Origin of the sequence: Sagittula stellata E-37, from assembly GCF_039724765.1 — a bacterium.
GTDB lineage: Bacteria > Pseudomonadota > Alphaproteobacteria > Rhodobacterales > Rhodobacteraceae > Sagittula > Sagittula stellata.
Map to the genome: position 1 here is coordinate 4,318,990 of NZ_CP155729.1, position 19,592 is coordinate 4,338,581.

The 19,592-nt window shown below is 65.3% G+C and carries 17 protein-coding genes; 14 read left to right on the forward strand and 3 right to left on the reverse strand.

Going from position 1 to position 19,592, the window contains the following annotated elements:
• Positions 1 to 5: 5 nt before the first annotated feature.
• The 11 genes from ABFK29_RS20585 to ABFK29_RS20635 all read left to right on the forward strand — a co-directional run bounded on the left by ABFK29_RS20585 (position 6) and on the right by ABFK29_RS20635 (position 13,104).
• Complete coding sequence (locus ABFK29_RS20585; RefSeq protein WP_005862405.1) at positions 6 to 509, forward strand: flavin reductase family protein; 504 nt, start codon at positions 6 to 8, stop codon at positions 507 to 509.
• Between the two features lie 215 nt (positions 510 to 724).
• Positions 725 to 2,068, forward strand: coding sequence for a cytochrome-c peroxidase (locus ABFK29_RS20590; protein WP_005862406.1), 1,344 nt, complete (start codon positions 725 to 727; stop codon positions 2,066 to 2,068).
• 650 nt (positions 2,069 to 2,718) lie between these two features.
• Positions 2,719 to 3,075, forward strand: coding sequence for a cupin domain-containing protein (locus ABFK29_RS20595; RefSeq protein ID WP_005862410.1), 357 nt, complete (start codon positions 2,719 to 2,721; stop codon positions 3,073 to 3,075).
• Positions 3,076 to 3,340: 265 nt separating this feature from the next.
• A complete protein-coding gene (locus ABFK29_RS20600; protein WP_050772478.1) occupies positions 3,341 to 5,053 on the forward strand; it encodes an ABC transporter ATP-binding protein in 1,713 nt (570 codons plus the stop codon).
• Entirely contained in the window at positions 5,050 to 6,717 is a 1,668-nt protein-coding gene (locus tag ABFK29_RS20605) for a peptide ABC transporter substrate-binding protein (protein ID WP_005862415.1), read from the forward strand. Before ABFK29_RS20600 ends, ABFK29_RS20605 begins: the two co-directional genes overlap by 4 nt.
• A gap of 81 nt (positions 6,718 to 6,798) precedes the next feature.
• The gene (locus ABFK29_RS20610) at positions 6,799 to 7,749 is read left to right on the forward strand and encodes an ABC transporter permease (protein WP_005862416.1); all 951 of its coding nucleotides are present in this window, start codon (positions 6,799 to 6,801) and stop codon (positions 7,747 to 7,749) included.
• 22 nt (positions 7,750 to 7,771) lie between these two features.
• Positions 7,772 to 8,653, forward strand: a complete 882-nt coding sequence (locus tag ABFK29_RS20615) for an ABC transporter permease (protein WP_005862419.1) — start codon at positions 7,772 to 7,774, stop codon at positions 8,651 to 8,653.
• An 8-nt stretch (positions 8,654 to 8,661) separates the two neighbouring features.
• Complete coding sequence (locus tag ABFK29_RS20620; protein WP_005862421.1) at positions 8,662 to 9,972, forward strand: NAD(P)/FAD-dependent oxidoreductase; 1,311 nt, start codon at positions 8,662 to 8,664, stop codon at positions 9,970 to 9,972.
• An 18-nt stretch (positions 9,973 to 9,990) separates the two neighbouring features.
• Positions 9,991 to 10,983 (forward strand): ornithine cyclodeaminase family protein, encoded by a 993-nt coding sequence (locus tag ABFK29_RS20625; protein ID WP_005862424.1) that lies wholly within the window; start codon positions 9,991 to 9,993, stop codon positions 10,981 to 10,983.
• 3 nt (positions 10,984 to 10,986) lie between these two features.
• On the forward strand, positions 10,987 to 11,988 hold the full coding sequence (locus ABFK29_RS20630) for a threonine ammonia-lyase (protein ID WP_005862426.1): 1,002 nt from the start codon (positions 10,987 to 10,989) through the stop codon (positions 11,986 to 11,988).
• A gap of 243 nt (positions 11,989 to 12,231) precedes the next feature.
• Positions 12,232 to 13,104, forward strand: a complete 873-nt coding sequence (locus tag ABFK29_RS20635; RefSeq protein ID WP_005862428.1) for a GNAT family N-acetyltransferase — start codon at positions 12,232 to 12,234, stop codon at positions 13,102 to 13,104.
• Between the two features lie 19 nt (positions 13,105 to 13,123).
• On the opposite strand, the gene ABFK29_RS20640 is transcribed toward ABFK29_RS20635, so the two are convergent.
• Together ABFK29_RS20640 and ABFK29_RS20645 are read right to left on the reverse strand one after the other, a co-directional pair.
• Positions 13,124 to 14,413: an NAD(P)/FAD-dependent oxidoreductase gene (locus tag ABFK29_RS20640; RefSeq protein ID WP_005862430.1), complete on the reverse strand. Its 1,290-nt coding sequence runs from the start codon at positions 14,411 to 14,413 to the stop codon at positions 13,124 to 13,126.
• Between the two features lie 3 nt (positions 14,414 to 14,416).
• On the reverse strand, positions 14,417 to 15,082 hold the full coding sequence (locus tag ABFK29_RS20645) for a haloacid dehalogenase type II (protein ID WP_040605006.1): 666 nt from the start codon (positions 15,080 to 15,082) through the stop codon (positions 14,417 to 14,419).
• Between the two features lie 657 nt (positions 15,083 to 15,739).
• On the opposite strand from ABFK29_RS20645, the gene ABFK29_RS20650 reads away from it, so the two are divergent.
• Positions 15,740 to 16,570 carry a GNAT family N-acetyltransferase gene (locus ABFK29_RS20650; protein WP_005862434.1) on the forward strand — a complete coding sequence of 277 codons (831 nt, stop codon included), beginning with the start codon at positions 15,740 to 15,742 and terminating at the stop codon, positions 16,568 to 16,570.
• 92 nt (positions 16,571 to 16,662) lie between these two features.
• A complete protein-coding gene (locus ABFK29_RS20655; protein WP_005862436.1) occupies positions 16,663 to 17,571 on the forward strand; it encodes a 2-hydroxyacid dehydrogenase in 909 nt (302 codons plus the stop codon).
• 15 nt (positions 17,572 to 17,586) lie between these two features.
• On the opposite strand, the gene ABFK29_RS20660 is transcribed toward ABFK29_RS20655, so the two are convergent.
• Positions 17,587 to 18,081 carry an Lrp/AsnC family transcriptional regulator gene (locus ABFK29_RS20660; RefSeq protein WP_005862438.1) on the reverse strand — a complete coding sequence of 165 codons (495 nt, stop codon included), beginning with the start codon at positions 18,079 to 18,081 and terminating at the stop codon, positions 17,587 to 17,589.
• Positions 18,082 to 18,250: 169 nt separating this feature from the next.
• On the opposite strand from ABFK29_RS20660, the gene ABFK29_RS20665 reads away from it, so the two are divergent.
• The gene (locus ABFK29_RS20665; protein ID WP_005862440.1) at positions 18,251 to 19,576 is read left to right on the forward strand and encodes an NAD(P)/FAD-dependent oxidoreductase; all 1,326 of its coding nucleotides are present in this window, start codon (positions 18,251 to 18,253) and stop codon (positions 19,574 to 19,576) included.
• Positions 19,577 to 19,592: the final 16 nt, after the last annotated feature.

The window sequence follows — 19,592 nt, forward strand, 5'->3', positions numbered from 1 at the left end:
AGCCGGTGACAACACCCACCGGCCACGAAAGCTTCGATCCGGCGGATGCCGACCCCCGCGCCTTTCGCGCGGCGTTGGGCCGTTTCGCCACGGGCGTGACGGTCATCACGTGCGAAACGCCGACCGGGCCGCTGGGGATCACGGCGAACAGCTTTGCAAGCCTGTCGCTTGAGCCGCCGCTGGTGCTCTGGTCGCCGGCCAAGGCTTCGTCTCGCTACCCGTTCTTCATGGCAGCCAAGCACTTTGCGATCCATGTCCTCGGGGTCGAACAGGAAAGCCTGTGCAAGCATTTCGCGCAGGCGGGCGACGCGTTCGACGGGATCGACTGGGCCACAGGTCCACATGGCACACCGTTGATAAACGGTTGCCTCGCCCGGTTCGACTGCGAGCTTTATGCCACGCACGACGGCGGCGACCATTCGATCATTGTAGGGCATGTCCTCCAGGTCACTGCCCGGCCCGGAGCACCGCTCCTGTTTCATGCGGGTCTTTTCGGGCGTCTGGCCTGATCCACAACGCCGGCCGAAGCTTGTATCGGCTATGGAGGTTGTCCGATTAGCCCGCACTTCCGGAATCGGGAGACGCTCCCCCGTTGTCACGAAAAACACACCTTTTTGTGGATAAGTTTAAGAATTTTCTTTCCCTATCTGACACTTGCATTGCTGAGGCGACGAGATCACGATTTAGTCAGCGACACTCGCTTTTTCTTGATCAAAGGTCTGCCATGCCTCTGACAACGCATTTTCTGAAGCACCTGACGCGGTTCGCCGCAGCTTGCTGCGCAACGACAGTCCTGACGGTCGCACCCGTCCTTGCCGACACACTGGACGCCGACGATTTCACCCGCTTCGACCCGGCGCAGGCGCGCCTTGGCCGGTTGCTGTTCTACGACAAGATTCTGTCCGGCAACATGAACATCAGTTGCGCCACCTGCCACCATCATAGCCTGCACGGCGCCGACGGCGTAAGCCTCGGCATCGGCGAGGGCGGCTATGGTCTCGGTCCGGACCGTCTGTCCGGGCTGGTCGGCACGACCCGCGTGCAGGCCCGTATCCCGCGCAACGCACCGGCTCTGTGGAACCTCGGCCATGTCGACAGGCGCGTGCTGTTCCACGACGGAAGGGTCGAAAAGGACGCCAGCCAGCCTTCGGGCTTCCGGACACCGGCGAAGGATCAGACACCGCTTGGACTGAATTCGCCGCTTGCGGCGCAGGCGCTGTTCCCGATGACCTCCGGCGACGAGATGAAGGGCCGCCCGGGCGACAACCCCGTGGCCGATGCCTTCGAAACCAGCTTTACAGAAGGGTGGGAAACCATCACGCAGCGCGTGCGCGACAACCCCGGATACCAGGCCGCATTCCTTGTCGCCTACCCGGAGATGAGCAGCGCGGACGACATCGGCATCGTGGACATCGTCAACGCCATCGCCTCGTTCATCGGGACGGAATGGCAGAGCTTCGACAGCCCCTACGATGCCTACGTGCGGGACGGCACGCCGCTCGAACCGCTGGCGGAACGGGGGAGAGAGCTGTTCTTCGGCGACGCAGGTTGCGTGAATTGCCACAGCGGCCCCCTGTTCACCGACCAGAACTTCTATGCGGCGGGCGTTCCCCAGTTTGGCCCCGGTCGCAAGTTCGACGGCAATCCCCTGCCGGTGGACATGGGCCGGATGGAAACCACGCGCGACCCGGCGGATGCCTACAAGTTCCGCGTTCCAAGCCTGCGTAACGTGACGTTGACCGGGCCTTGGGGGCACAACGGCGCTTACAGCAACTTGCGCGACATGATCCGCCACATGTGCGATCCGGTCACGACTCGCGCCGGCTGGACACCAGGGATGGCCCGGCTACCCGATGTGCCTTGGCTGAGCACCGAGGATTTCACCATCGTGACCCATCGCGAAGAGCAACAGCGTCAAAGCACGACGCTGGACATCGTCCCCGTAGAGATGATCGACGAGGACATTGACGCCCTCGAAGCCTTTCTTGGCGCGCTGACCGGCAAGACGGCCCTGCAGCGCCCCCTTGGTCGGCCAGCTCGGGTGCCAAGCGGTCTGCCGGTCGACTGACGATCAGACAATCTTGCGGCGCGGCTGCCATGCGGCCGCGTCGTGTTGCTTCACGGGCAGGGTGGCAGATCCGCCGTGTGTTCAGTTCCCGCGACACAGTGGGTGAGCGCGGCATTGCTTTCCTGCCCGCACGGCGCCCATCTGCGTCTTCCTCCACCGAACGCCTGACAGCGGACCGGCACCGGCCGCGCTGCTTCTCGGTCTGCCGAGTACGGCACCGCGCTATGCCCGGAATGGCTTGGGCGTGGGTCCTGCATGGCAAGATTCACCGACAGGACGGTATCTACGCTCAGATGAACGTCCCGATGGGAGGGATGATCCATAACGCCGCGCTGACCCGCCGCGAGCGGAGACCTCCATACCCCATTCACGACGACCGCGCACACCTGAACTGAACGAGCATGCGCTTGGCGGGCTGGGTCGTCTTGCACTTTGGCCCCAAGGGTCTGCAAGAACCCCAAAGACCGAGCTCATGCCTGCCCCCCAGCGGACTATCGGCAGATTAATCCACCAGACCGCGCCAGATCGTCATCTTCCGCTACGCCGTCGCGGTAAACGGCACGTATAGCTTCCCCAATACGGGCACGCTGAACGCAACGAGAGGTCCCCAAAGATCCGAAAACCACGTCGCCTTACCGACAGGAGCCGCCATGTCCAATCTCGTCGCACTCGACACCAGTCCTGGTTTCGCGCCCAGAGAATCCCTGCCCCTGCCGGAACGGCTGATCTCGGGAAGGCCCAGCTTCAAGACCTGGGCGCAGGACGAATCGCGCGGCGGTACGGTGTTGACCGGGATCTGGGAAGCCACGCCGGGTGAAACCCATTCGATCAAGGGGACGACCTTCGAATTCTGTCATATTCTGTCCGGCGCCATCGAGATCGAAGAAACGGGCGGCGAGACCCACAAATACAGCGCGGGCGACAGTTTCGTCATGAAACCCGGCTTCACAGGCGTGTGGCGCACGCTCGAAACCGTCCGCAAAATCTACGTTGTGGTTCAGGATTGACCGCCGTTCGGGCCAACGGGATCGGTCGCGCGGACCGTCGTTCCGCCAGTAGTATATGCCTTACCCAGCGGCAGGAACGGCCTTTCCTGCTGCGGCGTCCGTGGAAAACGACACCATCGTGCCCCCGTAACCGTCACACTCGTTCCCATCGCGGCACATGTCTTCCGTCCGGTTCGGTGCCCAACCGATGAACCGCCCCAAAGAAACAGCCAAGCCCGGCGACACACGCCAAGGCCCGGCACGCAGCCAAGAGGAAACAGAGCCCATGGTCGCAGGAGGTCACTCCGCATCCGCCCCCACCGTCGCCCTGTCGGTCCGCGATCTGACGGTGCGCCTGCCCGACGGGATGGAGCGGCATAACGCGATCGAGAACATCTCCTTCGATCTGCACCGCGGCCAGATCCTCTGCGTGATCGGCGAATCCGGCTCCGGCAAGTCGGTCACGGCGAACACTGTCATGGGGCTGCTGCCCAAGGCCATGACGACCAGTTCGGGGTCGATCACGCTGGAAGGCCGCGAGATCGTCGGCATGGGCGCCGAAGAGTTGCGCAGCATCCGTGGACGGGTCGTTTCGATGATCTTCCAGGACCCGCTCTCGGCGCTGAATCCGCTGATGACCGTGGGCGCGCAGATCGACGAGGCAATGGCCGCGCATGGCGTCGGCTCGGTCGTGTCGCGCCGCGAACGCGCCATCGAGCTGCTAACCGAGGTCGGCCTGCCCGACCCGGCGCTGATGTACCACCAGTATCCCTTCCGGCTGTCCGGCGGGCAGCGGCAGCGGGTGATGATCGCCATGGCGCTTTCGCTGGAGCCCACGATCCTGATCGCCGACGAACCGACCACTGCACTGGACGTGACCACGCAGGCGCAGATCCTGACGCTGATCAAGGACATCCAGCGCCGCAAGGGCATGAGCGTGATGTTCATCACCCATGACTTCGGCGTCGTGGCCGAGATCGCCGACAGCGTCGTGGTGATGGAAAAGGGCCATGTCGTCGAACGCGGCAAGGCGGACAAGGTGCTGACCGCGCCGGACCACCCCTATACCAAACGGTTGATCGCTGCGGTGCCGCATCTGAGCGCCGAAGACCAGACGCGCCCGACCGCCGCCGCGGAGGCCAAGCCGCTGCTTCAGGTTCACAACCTGGTCAAGACCTATCGCAGCGGGAGCCGCCTGTTGCGGACCGAACGCGTGGTGCCCGCCGTACAGGACGTGTCCTTCGAGGTGCGCCCCGGTCATACGCTTGGCGTTGTCGGAGAAAGCGGGTCGGGCAAATCTTCGCTCGGGCGGCTGCTCAATCGCCTGATGGACACCGATTCCGGCGCGATCGTCTTTGAGGGACGCGACATCGCCAAGCTGCCGGAATCCGTTTTCCGCAGCCTGCGACCGAAGATCCAGATGATCTTTCAGGATCCGTTCGCCTCGCTGAACCCCCGGATGACCGTGGGCACGATCCTCACGGTCGGACCGAAGGCGCACGGCATGCCGGCCAGGAAAGCACGGGACGAGGCCAAGGCCCTTCTCGACCTCGTCGGTCTCGATGCCCGCGCCTACGACCGCTACCCGCACGAGTTTTCCGGCGGACAGCGCCAGCGCATCGGCATTGCCCGCGCGCTGATGTTCAAGCCACAGCTTCTGATCGCCGACGAGGCGGTCTCGGCGCTGGACGTGTCGATCCAGGCACAGATTCTCGAACTGCTCGACCGGATCCAGCGGGATACCGGCGTGGCAATGATCTTCATCACCCACGATCTGCGCGTCGCAAGCCAGATCTGCGACGAGATCGCGGTGATGCAGAAGGGCCGGATCGTCGAGTTCGGCCGCCCCTCGCAGATCTTCTTCAATCCCACGGCCGACTACACGCGGGAATTGGTGGCAGCGATTCCGGGGGAACACTTCGACGACAAGACCAAGGCGCCTGCCCCGGCGGGCGACCAGAAAATAGTCCATATTTCACAACAGGGGAAACAGACATGACCAGCACCAAGAAGACCGGATCGGGCCTCACCAGGCGCCAGACACTGCGCATGATGGCCGCAGGCGGCGCAATCGGCATGGTGGCACCCAACCTCCTGGGCAAGCCCGCCTTCGCGCAGACACCTCCGTCTGAGCCCACGGGCCGCATCGTCGTCGGCCTGTCGCAGGAACCGACCGTGTTCAACCCGCTGATGCCGCACATCGAAACCGATGACGGCGTCGCCTTCTCTCTGTTCGACGCGCTGTTCCGCATCACGCCCGACGGCGAAATCGTTCCGAACCTCGCGACCGAGGTGCCGACGATCGACAACGGCGGCCTGTCCGAGGATGGCCTCGAATGGCGGATCAAGCTGCGCGACGACGTCAAGTGGCACGACGGAGAACCCTTCACCGCCGAAGACGTGAAATTCACGCTCGAACTGATTGTCGATCCCGATTTCCGCGCTTGGCGCACCACAGGCCACGATCTGGTCCGCGACATCGAAGTCGTCTCTCCGACCGAGATCAAATGGCGGATGGAAGAGCCTTTCGCGCCCTACCTGTCGTTCCTGACCGAAACCTTCATCCTGCCCGAACACATCCTGGGTCAGGCCGAAGATCCCAACGAGGCGCCGTTCAACCAGGCCCCCGTGGGCACCGGTGCATTTAAGTGGGACTCGCGTCAGCCCGGTGACAACCTCTCGTTGGTGGCCAACCCCGACTATCACGGCGACGGCCCCTACATCGAACAGCTTGTGTTCAAGTACATCCCGGACATGACGGTGCTCTACACCCAGTTCCGCAGCGGCGAGATCGACCTGGTCGGCCAGGCCTACATCACCCCGGACAATTACGAAGAGGCCAAGGGCCTCGACGGGCGCGTCGTGACACTGGTGCCGCGCGGCACGCTCGAGTCGATCTACCTGAACCAGGCGCTGCCGGTGTTCCAGGACAAGGCGGTGCGCGAGGCGCTTTACTATGCCATCGACCGCCAGTCGATCATCGACATCCTGTACTTCGGCGTCCCGAAACCAGCCGAGACCTTCATGCCTGAGACCTCGGCCTACTACAATCCGGACCTGCCCGAGCAGGAGTTCGACCTCGACAAGGCCCGGAGCATCCTGGACGAGGCGGGCTGGGTGCCCGGGTCCGACGGCATCCGCGAAAAGGATGGCATGCGTCTGACCTTCTCCAACTCGACCACGACCGGCGCGCATCTGCGCGAGCAGACGCAGCAGTTCCTGCAGCAGACCTTTGCCGAAATCGGCGCGGAGATGACCATCGAAAACCTGCCGCCGGCCGTGATGTGGGGCGACTTCTGGGGACAGTCCCAGTTCGAATCCACCATGGTAGGCATCACCTACCTGATCGGTTCGGACCCGGATGTCACCAACCGCTTCCACTCCAAGGCAATCGCCGCGAAGAACGGCAGCGGGTCGAACAACGCGCAGTATTCGAACCCCAAAGTCGATGAACTTCTGGAGGAAGGCGCGCAGACGTTCGATGTCGAGCGGCGCAAGGAGATCTACAAGGAAGTGCAGGCGATCATCCGTGACGATCTGCCGTTCCTGCCGCTCTTCCGCTACACAAACGTGTACGGCCGCAAGGAAGGTCTCGAAGGGTTCGAGCCCAACCCGAACACCCGGACGGAGTCTTCGCACGCGGCCCTCTGGTACTGGGGCTGACGCCTAGCTCCTGCCGCCGCCCGCGCCCTCCCGGCGGGCGGCGGCCTCTTCTGATACGCGAACCGTGACAAGGAGCGCCCCATGGCCGCATTCCTCCTGAGCCGTTTCCTGCAAAGCGCCATCCTTTTGGTGATCGTCTCGATCATCGGCTTTACGGTGCTCAACCTGATGCCGGGCGGACCACTGTCGCAATACGCGCTCGACCCCGGCATGACGCAAGAAGACATGGCGCGGATCACCGAGCAGCTGGGACTTAATCGCCCGTTGTACGTTCAGTATTTCGACTGGGCCTGGGGGCTCTTGCAGGGCGACTGGGGCAACTCGTTCCGCGATGGCCGCCCGGTAACGGCGGTGATCGCGAGGCACGTTCCGGCGACGCTGCTGCTGATGGGCTCCTCCTCGGTGATCGCGGTGGCCTTGGGCACCTGGATCGGCATCCGCGGCGCCACGCACCGCTACTCGGGCTTCGACTACATGGCGACGGTCGGCGCGATGATTGCCCTGTCGATCCCCACCTTCTGGTTCGGCCTCATCGGCATCTACGTCTTCGCACTGCGGCTCGACTGGCTGCCCGCGGGCAATATGTACACCATCGGCGACGGGTCGGTGCTGAACTACCTGCACCATCTCATCCTGCCCTCGGTGGTCCTGGCGCTGGTGCATATCGCGATCTGGAGCCGCTTCATGCGCGGCGCCACGCTGGACGCGATCAGCCAGGAATTCGTCAAGACCGCCCGCGCCAAAGGCGTTTCCGAGCGCCGTGTCGTGATGAAGCACGTCGTCGGAAACGCGCTTCTTCCGATGATCACGCTGGCGGGCGTGCAGATCCCGTCGCTGCTGACCGGCGCGCTGGTGACCGAGACGGTCTTTACCTGGCCCGGCATGGGGCGGCTGTTCCTCGATAGCCTCGGCTACAGCGACTACCCGGTCGTGATGGGCCTCCTGATGTTCTCTGCCATGCTGACCATCGTCGCAAACCTCGTCGCCGACATCACCGTTGCGCTGGTCGATCCGCGCATTCGCCTGGCCTGATCCCGCAACAAGGATTTCTCCCATGTCCACCACCGACATCACCACGCCCCCACTACCCCGCTGGTGGCAAAGTCGCGTCGCGCGGCGGTTCTTCGGTCACCGTCTGGCCCTGCTGGGGCTGATCCTGATCTCGCTGCTGACATTGGCCTGTGTCTTCGGCCCCTATCTGCTGCCCTACGATTCACTCTACATCGACCTGCGGGCGCGCTTTGCGCCGCCGCTGACAGGGCAGCATTACCTCGGCACCGATCCGCTGGGCCGCGACATCGCCGCGCGGCTCTTGATGGCGGGCCGGATCTCGCTGCTGGTCGGGTTCTTCGCCATGCTCCTGGCGACGGTCATGGGCACGCTGATCGGGGTGATCGCAGGCTATGGCGGGCGCACGGTCAACGCCGTTCTCATGCGCCTCGTCGACGGCTTCCTGTCCTTCCCGACGATCTTCCTGCTGCTGGCGCTCGCCGTGGCGCTGAAACCCAGCCCGGTGATGATCACCGTCATCATCGCCCTCACCGGATGGATGGAGGTCGCCCGCATCGTCGAGGCCGAAGTCCGGTCGCTGAAAGAGCGCGAATTCGTGCTGGCGGGCCGGATGCTGGGACTGGGTCAGGCGCACATGATGTTCCGCGAGATCCTACCCAACTGCATGGGGCCGATCATCGTGGCCGCGACGCTGACGGTGGCACGGGCGATCCTGCTGGAGGCCTACATCAGCTTCCTCGGCTTTGGCATCCAGCCGCCGCTGCCAAGCTGGGGCAACATGCTCAACGGCGCGCAGCAGTATCTGGGCTCCGCTCCTTGGCTGGCGATCATACCCGGCGCCGCGATCACCATCGCCGTGACCAGTTTCAACTTCATCGGCGACGGGCTGCGCGATGCGCTCGACGTCCGCAACGACAACTTCTGAGGCCTGACATGTCCCAAGACCCGCGCGCCGCCCGCAGCGCAACGCCCTACTGGTGGGAAGCCGCGCCGCCGGCGTCTCTGCCCCGGTCCCCGCTGCCGGCGAAGGTCGACGTGGCGATCGTCGGGGCCGGTTTCGCGGGGCTCTCCGCAGCCTTGGTGCTGGCGCGGGCGGGACGCTCGGTGGCGGCCTTCGACGCGATGAACCCCGGCGAGGGCGCCTCTTCGCGTAATGGCGGCATCACCAGCGGCAACATTCGCCCTAGCCTCGACTCGTTGATCAAGCGCTTCGGCAAGGAGACGGCCTATGCCATCGAAGCGGAAGGCAAGGTGGCTCGCAAGTTCCTGCGCGACCTGATCCAGACCGAGGGGCTGGCCTGCGACTACAAGCTGACCGGCGCCTTCAGTGGCGCCTTCGGCTTCGACCAGTACGATGCAGCGGCCCGCACCGCCGAAGGGCTGGGCAAGCGGCTGGGGATCGACATCTGCGCGGTGCCTCATGCTGAACAGCACAGCTACGTCGGCAGCGATCTTTATCGCGGCGGCACCTTGCGGATGGACATCGGCGGACTGCATCCCGCGAAGTTCCACGCCGAGCTGCTGCGCATCACCCTGGCCGCCGGTGCAGCCGTACACGACCATACGCCGGTCACCGCGATCCAGCGCGAGGGCGAGACCTTCCGCGTCACCACCGCTGCCGGCACCGTTCAGGCACGGCAGGTCCTGGTCTGCACCAACGGCTACACCGACAAGGCACTGGCATACCTGCAACGCCGTCTCGTGCCGGTGCGCAGCCGGATGATCGCCACAGAAGAACTGCCGCCCGAGGTCATGGCCCGCCTGATGCCCAAAGGCGTGATGCTGAGCGAAAAGCGCCAGATGGGCTTTTACTATCGCCCCTCGCCTGACGGGCGGCGCATTCTGCTGGGCGGGCGCGATTCCTCGCGCCAGGGCGATCCTCTGAAACCGACCCTGCGCCTGCGGGCCGGTCTGGCAGAGATCTTCCCCGAACTCGAAAACGTGAAACTGAGCCACAGCTGGTTCGGCAATGTGGCGATGCACCGGGACATGGTGCCTCGGCTGTTCGAGCACGACGGTATGCTGTTCGCGACGGGGTTCTGCGGCTCCGGCGTGGTCTGGGCGCCCTGGGTGGGCAGCAGGGCAGCGCATCGTCTGCTGGGCGCCGAGGCTGGCAAGAGCGCCTTCGCCTTCCGCCCGCCCGCCGCGATCCCGCTGTATCGTGGCGACCCGTGGTTCCTGCCCGCGGTGCTCAAGGGCTTTACGCTGCAGGATCAATTTGCCATGCGCCGCGCGCGGCGTTGACCCTGGGGTGAGGACACAGTGACACTTTTGCTGACCAAGGAAGACGTGCGCGACCTGATCGAGATGCCCGCCGTCATCGAAGCGGTCGAGGCCGCCTTCCGCGCCTATAGCAGCGACGAGGTGGATCAGCCGTCCTACATGGGCATCCACCTGTCGACCGAAGGTGCTGAAATCGACTTCAAGGCGGGCTACCACCGCAGCGGCGAACTGGTTTCTCTCAAAGCGTCATCCGGTGGTTTTCGCGACAACCTCGCGCGCTTCGGCCTTCCCAACGGCATGGGCACGGTGCTGCTGTTCGACGGCCAGAGCGGCGCGCTGACCTGCGTGATGGACGGCAGTCTTCTGACCGGTTTCCGTACCGGCGCGGCGGGTGCAGTGTCGGTGCGCGCGCTGGCGCGGCCGGACGCGCGCAGGCTGGCCGCCATCGGCACCGGCAACCAGGCACGCATGCAGATCCGCGCGATCCGCGAGGTGATGCAGATCGACGCCATTCATGCCTGGGGCCGTTCGCATGCGGGCGCCGAAGCCTTCGCGACAGAGATCGAGGCGACCTTTGGCATCCCGGTCACCGTCGAGGCCTCTGCCGAGCTCGCCGTGGCGCAGGCGGACGTTGTCGTCACCACGACCCGCGCCAGTGGTGTTGCCCTGCGGGCGGGTTGTCTGCGCCCCGGCACCCATGTGGTAGCCATCGGCGCGGATCAGCCGGGCAAGCAGGAACTCGATCCCGAACTCTTCCGCGACGCCCGCATCGTGGTCGATGCCGCCGTGCAATGCGCCGAAAAGGGCGAGTTGCAACATGCCCTGAAGGCCGGGATCGTGGACGGTGCCCATGCCGAGATCGGCGAGGTGCTGCTGGGCCGCAAGCCGGGCCGCGAGAGCGTCGAGCAGATCACCCTCTTCGATTCCACCGGCATGGCGATTCAGGACAACACCACGGCCGCGGCGATCCTGCGCCGTGCGCGCGAGCGCGGGATCGGCCAACCATTCGACTTTCTGACACAGGACCGCTGACCCGTGACCCGCTCGATCCAAGATCCCCCGACCATCGCGGACATTCAGGCCGCGCGCGCGCGCATCGCACCCTACATCCGTCGCACGCAGCTTTTGCGGGCTGAAAGGATCGAGCCCGCTGTCGGCTGTTCGCTCTACCTCAAGCCCGAGACGTTGCAGGTCACCGGCGCCTTCAAGATCCGCGGCGCGTTGAACGCCACGCTTCAACTGTCGCCCGAGCAGCTTGCGCGGGGACTGATTTCCTCGTCTTCCGGCAATCACGCGCAGGGCCTGTCCTGGGCGGGGCGGATGCTGGGGGCGAAGGTTGTGCTTGTCCTGCCCACCATCACCCCGCAGCAAAAGGTCGAGAACACGCGCGCCCTTGGGGCCGAAGTGGTCCTTTACGACGGCGACACTGCCGCACGCTGGAAAGAGGTCTACCGGATCGCGGAAGAAGAGGGATACGAGACCGTCCACGGGTTCGAGGACACACGCGTCATGGCGGGCCAAGGGACCATTGGCTGCGAGATCGTGGAAGACCTGCCCGATGTCGATACGGTGATCGTACCCCTTGGCGGCGGCGGGCTGATCTCGGGCGTAGCGACGGCGCTGAAGGCGCTGAAGCCCGGGATCCGCGTCATCGGCGCGGAACCGGCACTGACCCCCAAGTATTACCAAAGCCGCATAGAGGGCAAGCGCGTCTCGCTGCCGCTGCTCGACACCATTGCCGACGGGTTGCGCATCAGCGTGCCCGGCCAGAACCCCTGGCCGATCATCGAGCGCCACGTGGATGAGATCGTGACGGTCGAGGACAGCCATATCAAGGCAGGCATGCGGTCACTGGCGCGAGACGCCAAGCTGATCGCCGAACCCTCCGCGGCGATCGGGGTCGGCGCGCTGCTTGGCGGGCGGGTCAAGGTGCGGCCCAACGAAAAGGTCTGCACCATCCTGACCGGCGGAAACTGGGGGCTGGCGGATCTAGCGGCGATCTATGCTGCGACCGATCCTGAGATGGTGGCGGAATGACGTTCCCCGGACAGGATATGGCCCCGGCGACCGGTACAGAAATCCACAAAGCGCGCAAAAATCGGGCAGAAAATACCGTGGCGAAGGGGAAAATGGATGAACCTGCTACACGGATTTCGCTAGGTTGAAGACGCGGTTCGGCGCCGTAACCGGTAGGGTGGCGTCAGGCGGCTGGAATGCAGGGGCGTTGGCCCGAAATCACTTCACGGGTCTTCGAACCCGGTGAATCCGGAGGCAGCACCTTTGAACGATAGTCTACGCTTCAAGGCCTACGAGGCGCAGGTCGAACCGATCAAGACCACCGATCGCGGGCTGTTGCACGAGTTGACGGTCAGCGTATTCTGGCCGCATCGCAGCAGCGATCTGGACCAGTTGATGGCGCTTGGCGCGGGCTATATCGCGCTGGACGAGATCGGGCGCCCGCTGGGATCAGCCATGCATTTCAACATGGGCGACGATTTCGCCATGCTGGGCATGATGGTGACGCCTCCACGCCTGCAGGCGCAGGGAGGCGGACGGTTTCTGCTGCAGCGGATCATGGCGGATTGCGCGGGCCGCGACTTGCGGCTCAACGCGACCCGCTCGGGCTATCGGCTGTATCAGAGCGTGGGCTTCCAGCACATCACCACCGTGTATCAGCACCAAGGTCACGTGGGCACGCCACCCGAAGTGGACGCACTTCCCGGGATCGAGCTTTCCCCGATCACGCCGGATGACCGGTCCGCGGTGCACGAGATGGACAGCATCGCCTTTGGGGCCGAGCGCCGGGCCGTGATAGACACCTTGTTGGACGTTTCGACCGGTTTGATCGCCACGCGCGCCGGGAAGCCCTGCGGCACAGCATTGATGCGGCGCTTCGGGAAGGGTCAGGTCATCGGCCCGCTCGCCGCCGAGTCCGAGGCGCTGGCCGTTCAGATGGTCGCCGAACTGCTGCGACAGGTGCCCGGCCAGTTCGTGCGTCTGGACACCCCCTGCGAGGGGGCGTTGCTGACTGGCTTCCTGTCTGCCTCGGGCATGCCCCGGTTCGACACTGTCACCGAGATGCGCGTGGGGGGCCATCCACGTGCCGAGGACGGGTCGGTGTGTTACGCTCTGGCCGCGCATTCGCTAGGCTGACGCGGGATACGGACCGGCCTTACGACAGCCGGTCCTTCAGTCCGAACCACAGGCCCGCCAGCGGCAGGAACCAGGGTTTGCCGTTCAGCGCCGGCACCGCTGGCCAGTCGAGACCGTCGAGCGGGTTTGTGTCCCGCCGCCCCATTGCCAGATCGGCCAGCACCTGTCCCAGCAGCGTGGACATCTGTGCACCGTGGCCTGAGTATCCCATGCCGTAGACCATGCCGTCTGCCTCGCCCGCGCGGGGGAAACGGTCGCGCGTCATCCCGACCAGTCCACCCCAGCAATAGTCGACCTCCACACGCGCCAGATGCGGGAAGACCCCGGTCATCGCCGCGCGCAGGATGTCGCCGGAACGGGCATCGGACTGCTGATCGGAGCGGGCCGAAAACCGCGCCCGCCCGCCGAAGATCAGCCGTTTGTCCGGCGACAGCCGGAAGTAGTTGCCGATGTTCAGCGAGGTTACGCAGGTCCGGTTGCCCGGCAGGGTTGCCGTGACCTCGGAGTCTGCAAGCGGGCGCGTGGCGATGACGAAGGAGCCGACGGGAATGATCCGCTTGCGGAAGTAGCCCAGCGGCGCCTTGGGCACCTGCGCCGAATAGCCGCCTGTCGCGGCAATCACCGTCTCCGCCTCAAGGCTGCCGCGCGGCGTGTCCAGTTGCCATCCGCTGCCCGCCTTGCGCCGACCCGTCACCGGCGCCTGCTCCCAGATGTCCGCGCCATGTCGCACGGCGGCATCGGCGAGGCCGGACAGGTAGCGCCCCATGTGCATCATCGCCGACTTCTCGAAAAATGCCGCGCCGTGAAAGCTCTGGGAGCCGACTTCGCCCTCCAGCTCCGCCCGGTCCAGCCAGCGCGTCGCGGGGTCAACCTCCCGGGCAACGAGTTCCTGGTTCGCGCGCAGCCCTGCCGCGTGGCTTGGTTTCGACGCCAGTTTCAACTTGCCCGCACGGCGGAAATCGCAGGCAATACCTTCTTCCGCGATCAGGTCCTCGATCATGTCGATCGAGCGGTCATAGGCCCGGTAGAGATGTCGTGCCCGGTCGTTTCCCAAGTGCGCCTTGGCGTCGGCGTAGCCATGGGCGATGCCGTTGTTCAGATGCCCGCCATTGCGACCCGATCCTCCAGCTCCGAGATGGGCGGCCTCCAGCAGCGCGACGCGGACGCCCTCGCGCGCCAGCTTGCGTGCTGCATTCAGTCCGGTGAAACCGCCGCCGATCACCACGACATCGTATCGGCCTTCAACCGCCCCCGCTTGCGCGCCGGAAAACGCGGGGGTTGTGTCATGCCAGTAAGACGCAAACTTCATGTCTCAGAGACCCAGTGCGGCGGGAAGGTGCGACACGTCCGGCACCTCCGTGTAGCCGTAGTAGGGGTTTGCGGGCTCATGCCCTCGGTTGACCCAGACCTTGTTCCGGATTCCCATGTCATGCGCGGTCATGTGGTCGTAGCGGAAGCTTGACGAGACATGCACCACGTCCTCGGGGCCGCAACCCAAGGTGTCGAACATGTACTCGAACGCCTGCATGTGCGGCTTGTAGGCGCCCGCGCTTTCCGCGGTCAGCACATGCGCGATCGGTGCGCCCAGCTTGGCGATGTTGTGCGGGATCTGTTCGTTCATGGAATTGGTCAGGGCAACCAGAGGGATCTCCTGCGCCACCCGGGCAAGTCCTGCGGGCACATCTGCATGCGGTCCCCAGGTGGGCACGCGATGGTAGATTTCCATGGCCACATCCGGGTCGAAGGGAACGCCGTTGCGCTTGCAGGTGCGTTCCAGCGCGTTGTGCACGACCTCGGCATAGGGTTTCCAGTCGTGCAGCACTTCGTCCAGGCGGTAGGCCGAGAAGTCGCGGATGAAGGTCTCCATCTGCTCGGGCGACAGCCGGGCACCGTAGTGGTCCCGCGCCGCACCGGCCATGTCGAAAAAGATCATGGTGCCGTGGCAGTCGAAACTGACGAACTTGGGACGGGAAGTCATGGCGGTCTCCGTGTGTCTGACTTTGTTCCAGCATCGGCGCATTGCAGCGTCAGAGATGCTGGCTTCGCCCGGTGGAAGGCAGGAAGTTGCGTTTCAGTCCGGGCTCGAAGCACAGCCTGCCGGAACCCGTTCCTCGCTGACCTCGGACGCTTTTCGCGGCTGGCAAAGCCCGGCACGCCGGACGGAACGGCACGCGCCCCAGCTCGGGCGGGCCGCGATCTCTGCGTGTGGCAGACGGAGGGCCGCCTGAAATGGCCGGTAGTCGCATTCCCCGGGGGCTGCCGGGCTCAAGGGAGCGATTGCTGATCGTTTCGACCGGATTGCAAACGGACCCTCGCCCGTCTCGCGGGGGGCTGCCGACGTAGAGTGCAAGCGGCATTGGCGTACTTTATCGTGTGACAGTAATATGTTGCCGAACGCTTGCGGCACCTTCCCGATCCGGGCCCGGGCAGGCGTGCGCGTGTCCGGATGCCTGTACGTTGCGGGTCCGACGGACCCAGCGATGCTGCGACCATTGGTAATGCCAGCCCTAGCGGCGGCATTATCTGCGGCCCCGGCCCAAGGGCTTTGGCGAAAACTGCCGCGCTCGCGCCCAGTCCAGCCACAGATGCTAACGCTGCCACGCGAGACTTTGCGGAGAGATTAAGGATTGCCGTTATGACCCCGTTTGATACCCCGCCCTCGGCCGCGATCGAGCTTGTCCCGCTGACCCAAGCACATCTGCCGGAGGCGCTGGCCCTGTCGCGGGCCGTGCACTGGCCGCACCGACTGGACGACTGGGAACTCAACCTTTCGGTGTCCAAGGGGGTGGCGGCCGTTGCCGAAGGGCGTACCGTCGGGACCGCCATGGCCACGCTGTACGGCCCGGTGGCCACCCTTGGCATGATTATCGTGGACGGGGCGCTGCGCGGCCGTGGGCTGGGCCGCAAGATGATGGAACAGGTGATCGCGCTAGCGGGCGACCGGGAACTGCGCCTTGTCGGAACCCCGGAAGGTCTGCCGCTTTACCGCAAGATGGGCTTCGTTGACTGCGGGCGCATCATTCAGCTACGTGGGACGGCTTCGGCTGCAACGCCCGAACAGCCCGTCGTCTTCGGACCTGCGGACCTGGGAAGTATCGCGGACATGGACAGGGCGGCCAGCGGAATGGAGCGCGACGATCTCCTGTCGCGGATCGCCGAAACCGGAGAGATGCTGACCACCGATGGCGGGTTCGCGATCCTGCGCCGATTTGGCAAGGGACACGTCCTCGGCCCGGTCGTCGCCCGTGACGCCGCCGCCGCCCGGGCGCTGATCGCTGCCGGCGTAAATCACATGCAAGGCCAGTTCCTGCGCATCGACATGATCGAAGACATGGGGCTCGCTCCCTTTGTCGAAGGGTTGGGGCTCGCCGTTGCCGGGGATGGCACCTGCATGGTCCGGAACCCGAAGACACCCACCGCCTCTGGCTACCAGACGCATGCACTCGTCTCGCAGGCGCTGGGTTGAACCATGGAGCACACCGTCGTGACACAGTATCTCCTCGCCCACTCCCCCGCCGCCCCGGTTCGGCGCCAGTCCTTTGATATGGTGCTGCGCTGATGGCTCTTCTGTATCTCTCCACGCCCACCCGCCTGTCCGTCTGGCAACCCTTGTTCGATGCCGAAGGCGAGACGCTGATCGCGGGCGAAGAGGCAGTGACCGATCCCGCCGAGGTGACCGCCATCGCCTGCTGGCAACCGCCAAAGGACCTGTCGCGCTATCCCAACCTGCGCGCGGTCATTTCCGTTGGCGCAGGCGTTGACCACCTGCCGCCCATGCCAGAAGGCGTAGCCTTGTCGCGCACGCTGGCGCCGGGGATCGAGGGGATGGTGCGGGACTGGGTGGTGATGGCCTCGCTGATGCTACACCGCGACATGCCCGCCTATCTCGACCAGGCGCAACGCGGCGAATGGCGCGGACATCCCGTCCCGCTGGCCGCCTCTCGCAGGGTCGGCATCCTGGGCATGGGCCGCATCGGCACGCTTGCGGCGCAAAGCCTTCAGGCCCTTGGTTTCGAGGTGGCTGGCCTCTCGCGCTCGGGCAAGTCCGGCGTTGTGCCGATGTTCCCCGCGACGGATTTCGACGGCTTTCTGGCGCGGACAGACCTGCTGATCTGCCTGCTGCCGCTGACGGATGAGACGCGGGGCATCCTGAATGCGAAGACCTTCTCGGCGCTGCCGAAGGGGGCCGCGCTAGTTCATGCGGGACGGGGCGCGCATCTGGATGCCGATGCCCTGCGCGCCGCGCTGGACTCCGAACAGATGTCGACCGCGATGCTGGATGTCACGGACCCTGAACCGCTGCCCGCCGACCATTGGATGTGGCGCGACCCGAGGGTCATCGTGACCCCTCATATCGCCGCCCAGACCGACGCCGCCGAGGGAGCGCGCCACGCCCTGTCCGTGATGCGTGCCTTGCGCGACGGCACCCCCCTGCCCGGCGAGGTGGATCCGGCACGGGGCTACTGACGTCTCTTCGTCCGCTCAGTCGGGATCGCCGAAAAGCCGCGTGAGATCGACGTGCTGGCGCGTGAAAGGGGTCTTGAGCACGACGAAACTGAAATACTTGTCGATGCCCAGCCCCCGGTCGATCAGCCCTTCGACGATGGACTGGTAATCGTCGATTCCGCTGGTGACGAATTTCACCAGGTAATCGTACCCGCCCGAGACGAGGTGGCACTCCACGCAGGCATCGGTCTTTTCCAGCGCCTCCTGGAAGCGGGCAAAGTCGATCTGCCGGTGGTTCTTGAGCGTGAACTCGGTGAACACCGTCATGGTGGAGCCAAGCATCGCCAGGTCGATCTGTGCCGAATAGCCCGAGATATAGCCAGCCTGTTGTAACTTCTTGACCCGCATCAGGCAGGGCGAAGGCGACAGGTTCACCTCTTCGGCCAGTTCGACGTTGGTGATCCGACCGTTGCGTTGCAGCACGGCAAGAATTTTCACGTCGATCCGGTCGAGTTTGTAGGCCGGCTTCATCTATCTTCCTTGTGCCTGCTCGGGAGGGACGGACGACCCACGACGGGGTGCTTCCCTATGCACGTTATTTACCATCCCGTTTCAACAGGAAATGCCGTTTGCGCCTTTGATTGCAGAACAACCCGCTTTATCGCCACGGGTAGGCTGCGGCCAAACGAAAGGCCTGCCCATGTCCGCACCTCGTCTCACGGTGACAACATCCGATACCCTTCCGCGCGAAGCCGATTGCGTGGTGATCGGAGGCGGCATTGTCGGCACCTGTGCCGCCTGGTGGCTGGCGCGCGCGGGCCAGAAGGTCGTGCTGGTCGAAAAGGGCGCCATCGGCGGAGAGCAATCCAGCCGGAACTGGGGCTGGTGCCGCCAGCAGAACCGCGACGCGCGCGAACTGCCCCTGTCCACACGCAGTCTGGAACTGTGGGAGCGCATGGGCGCCGAGCTGGGCGACAGCCTGGGATTTCGCCGCTGTGGGCTGATCTATCTCTCCAACGACGAGGCCGAGATCGAAGGCTGGGCGAAATGGGGCCGTTTCGCACGTGGCGAAGGGGTCGAGACGCACATGTTGACGGCTCAGCAAGCCGCAGAGCGCGGAGCGGCCACCGGTCAGCAATGGAAAGGCGGCGTCTGGTCGCCCACCGACGGGATCGCCGACCCGTCGCGGGCGGCACCGCTGATCGCCAAGGGGATCGAAAAGCTGGGCGGACATGTGGTGCAGACCTGCGCCGCACGCGGCGTGGAGCGCAGCGCGGGCCGGGTCTCTGCCGTCGTGACCGAGCGCGGCACGATCCGCACGCCTTCGGTCGTCGTGGCGGGCGGTGCCTGGGCGGGCAGTTTCCTGCACCAGCAGGGCATCTTCTTTCCTCAGGCCTCTGCCCGCAGTTCGATCCTGTCGGTGGCGCCGGGCGCGCAGGGGCTGCCCGATGCGCTGCATACGGCGCCCGTCACCGTCACCCGCCGCGCCGATGGCGGGTACACGCTGGCCACCTCGGGCCGCGCCAACCTCGACCCGACACCGGGCGCCATCATGGGCATGCGGCATTTCCTGCCGATGTTTGCCCGGCGCTGGCGGGTGCTGCGCCCCGGCGGCACGCAGGCCTGGGCCGCGGGGTTCGAGACCCGCCGCCGCTGGGCGCTGGACCGCCCCACACCGATGGAACGCGTGCGCATCCTCGACCCGAAGCCCGACGCCAAGGTCATCGCCCAGACCCTCGCACGCGGGCGGGCGCTGATGCCCGAGCTGAACAAGGTGCCGGTGCAGGCCGCCTGGGGCGGCTATATCGACAGCACCCCGGACGGCGTGCCGGTGATCGACGCCGACATCGGCGTGCCCGGCCTTGTCCTCGCGGCGGGACTGTCAGGGCACGGCTTTGGCATCGGCCCGGGCGTGGGCCACCTCGTCGCCGACCTGATCCTGGGGCGCGCCCCAATTACCGAGACCGCACAATACCGGCTGGCGCGCTTCGGGCGCAGCCAGTGGGGCAAGGTGTCGGACTTCTGACCCAGACGGAGCGAAA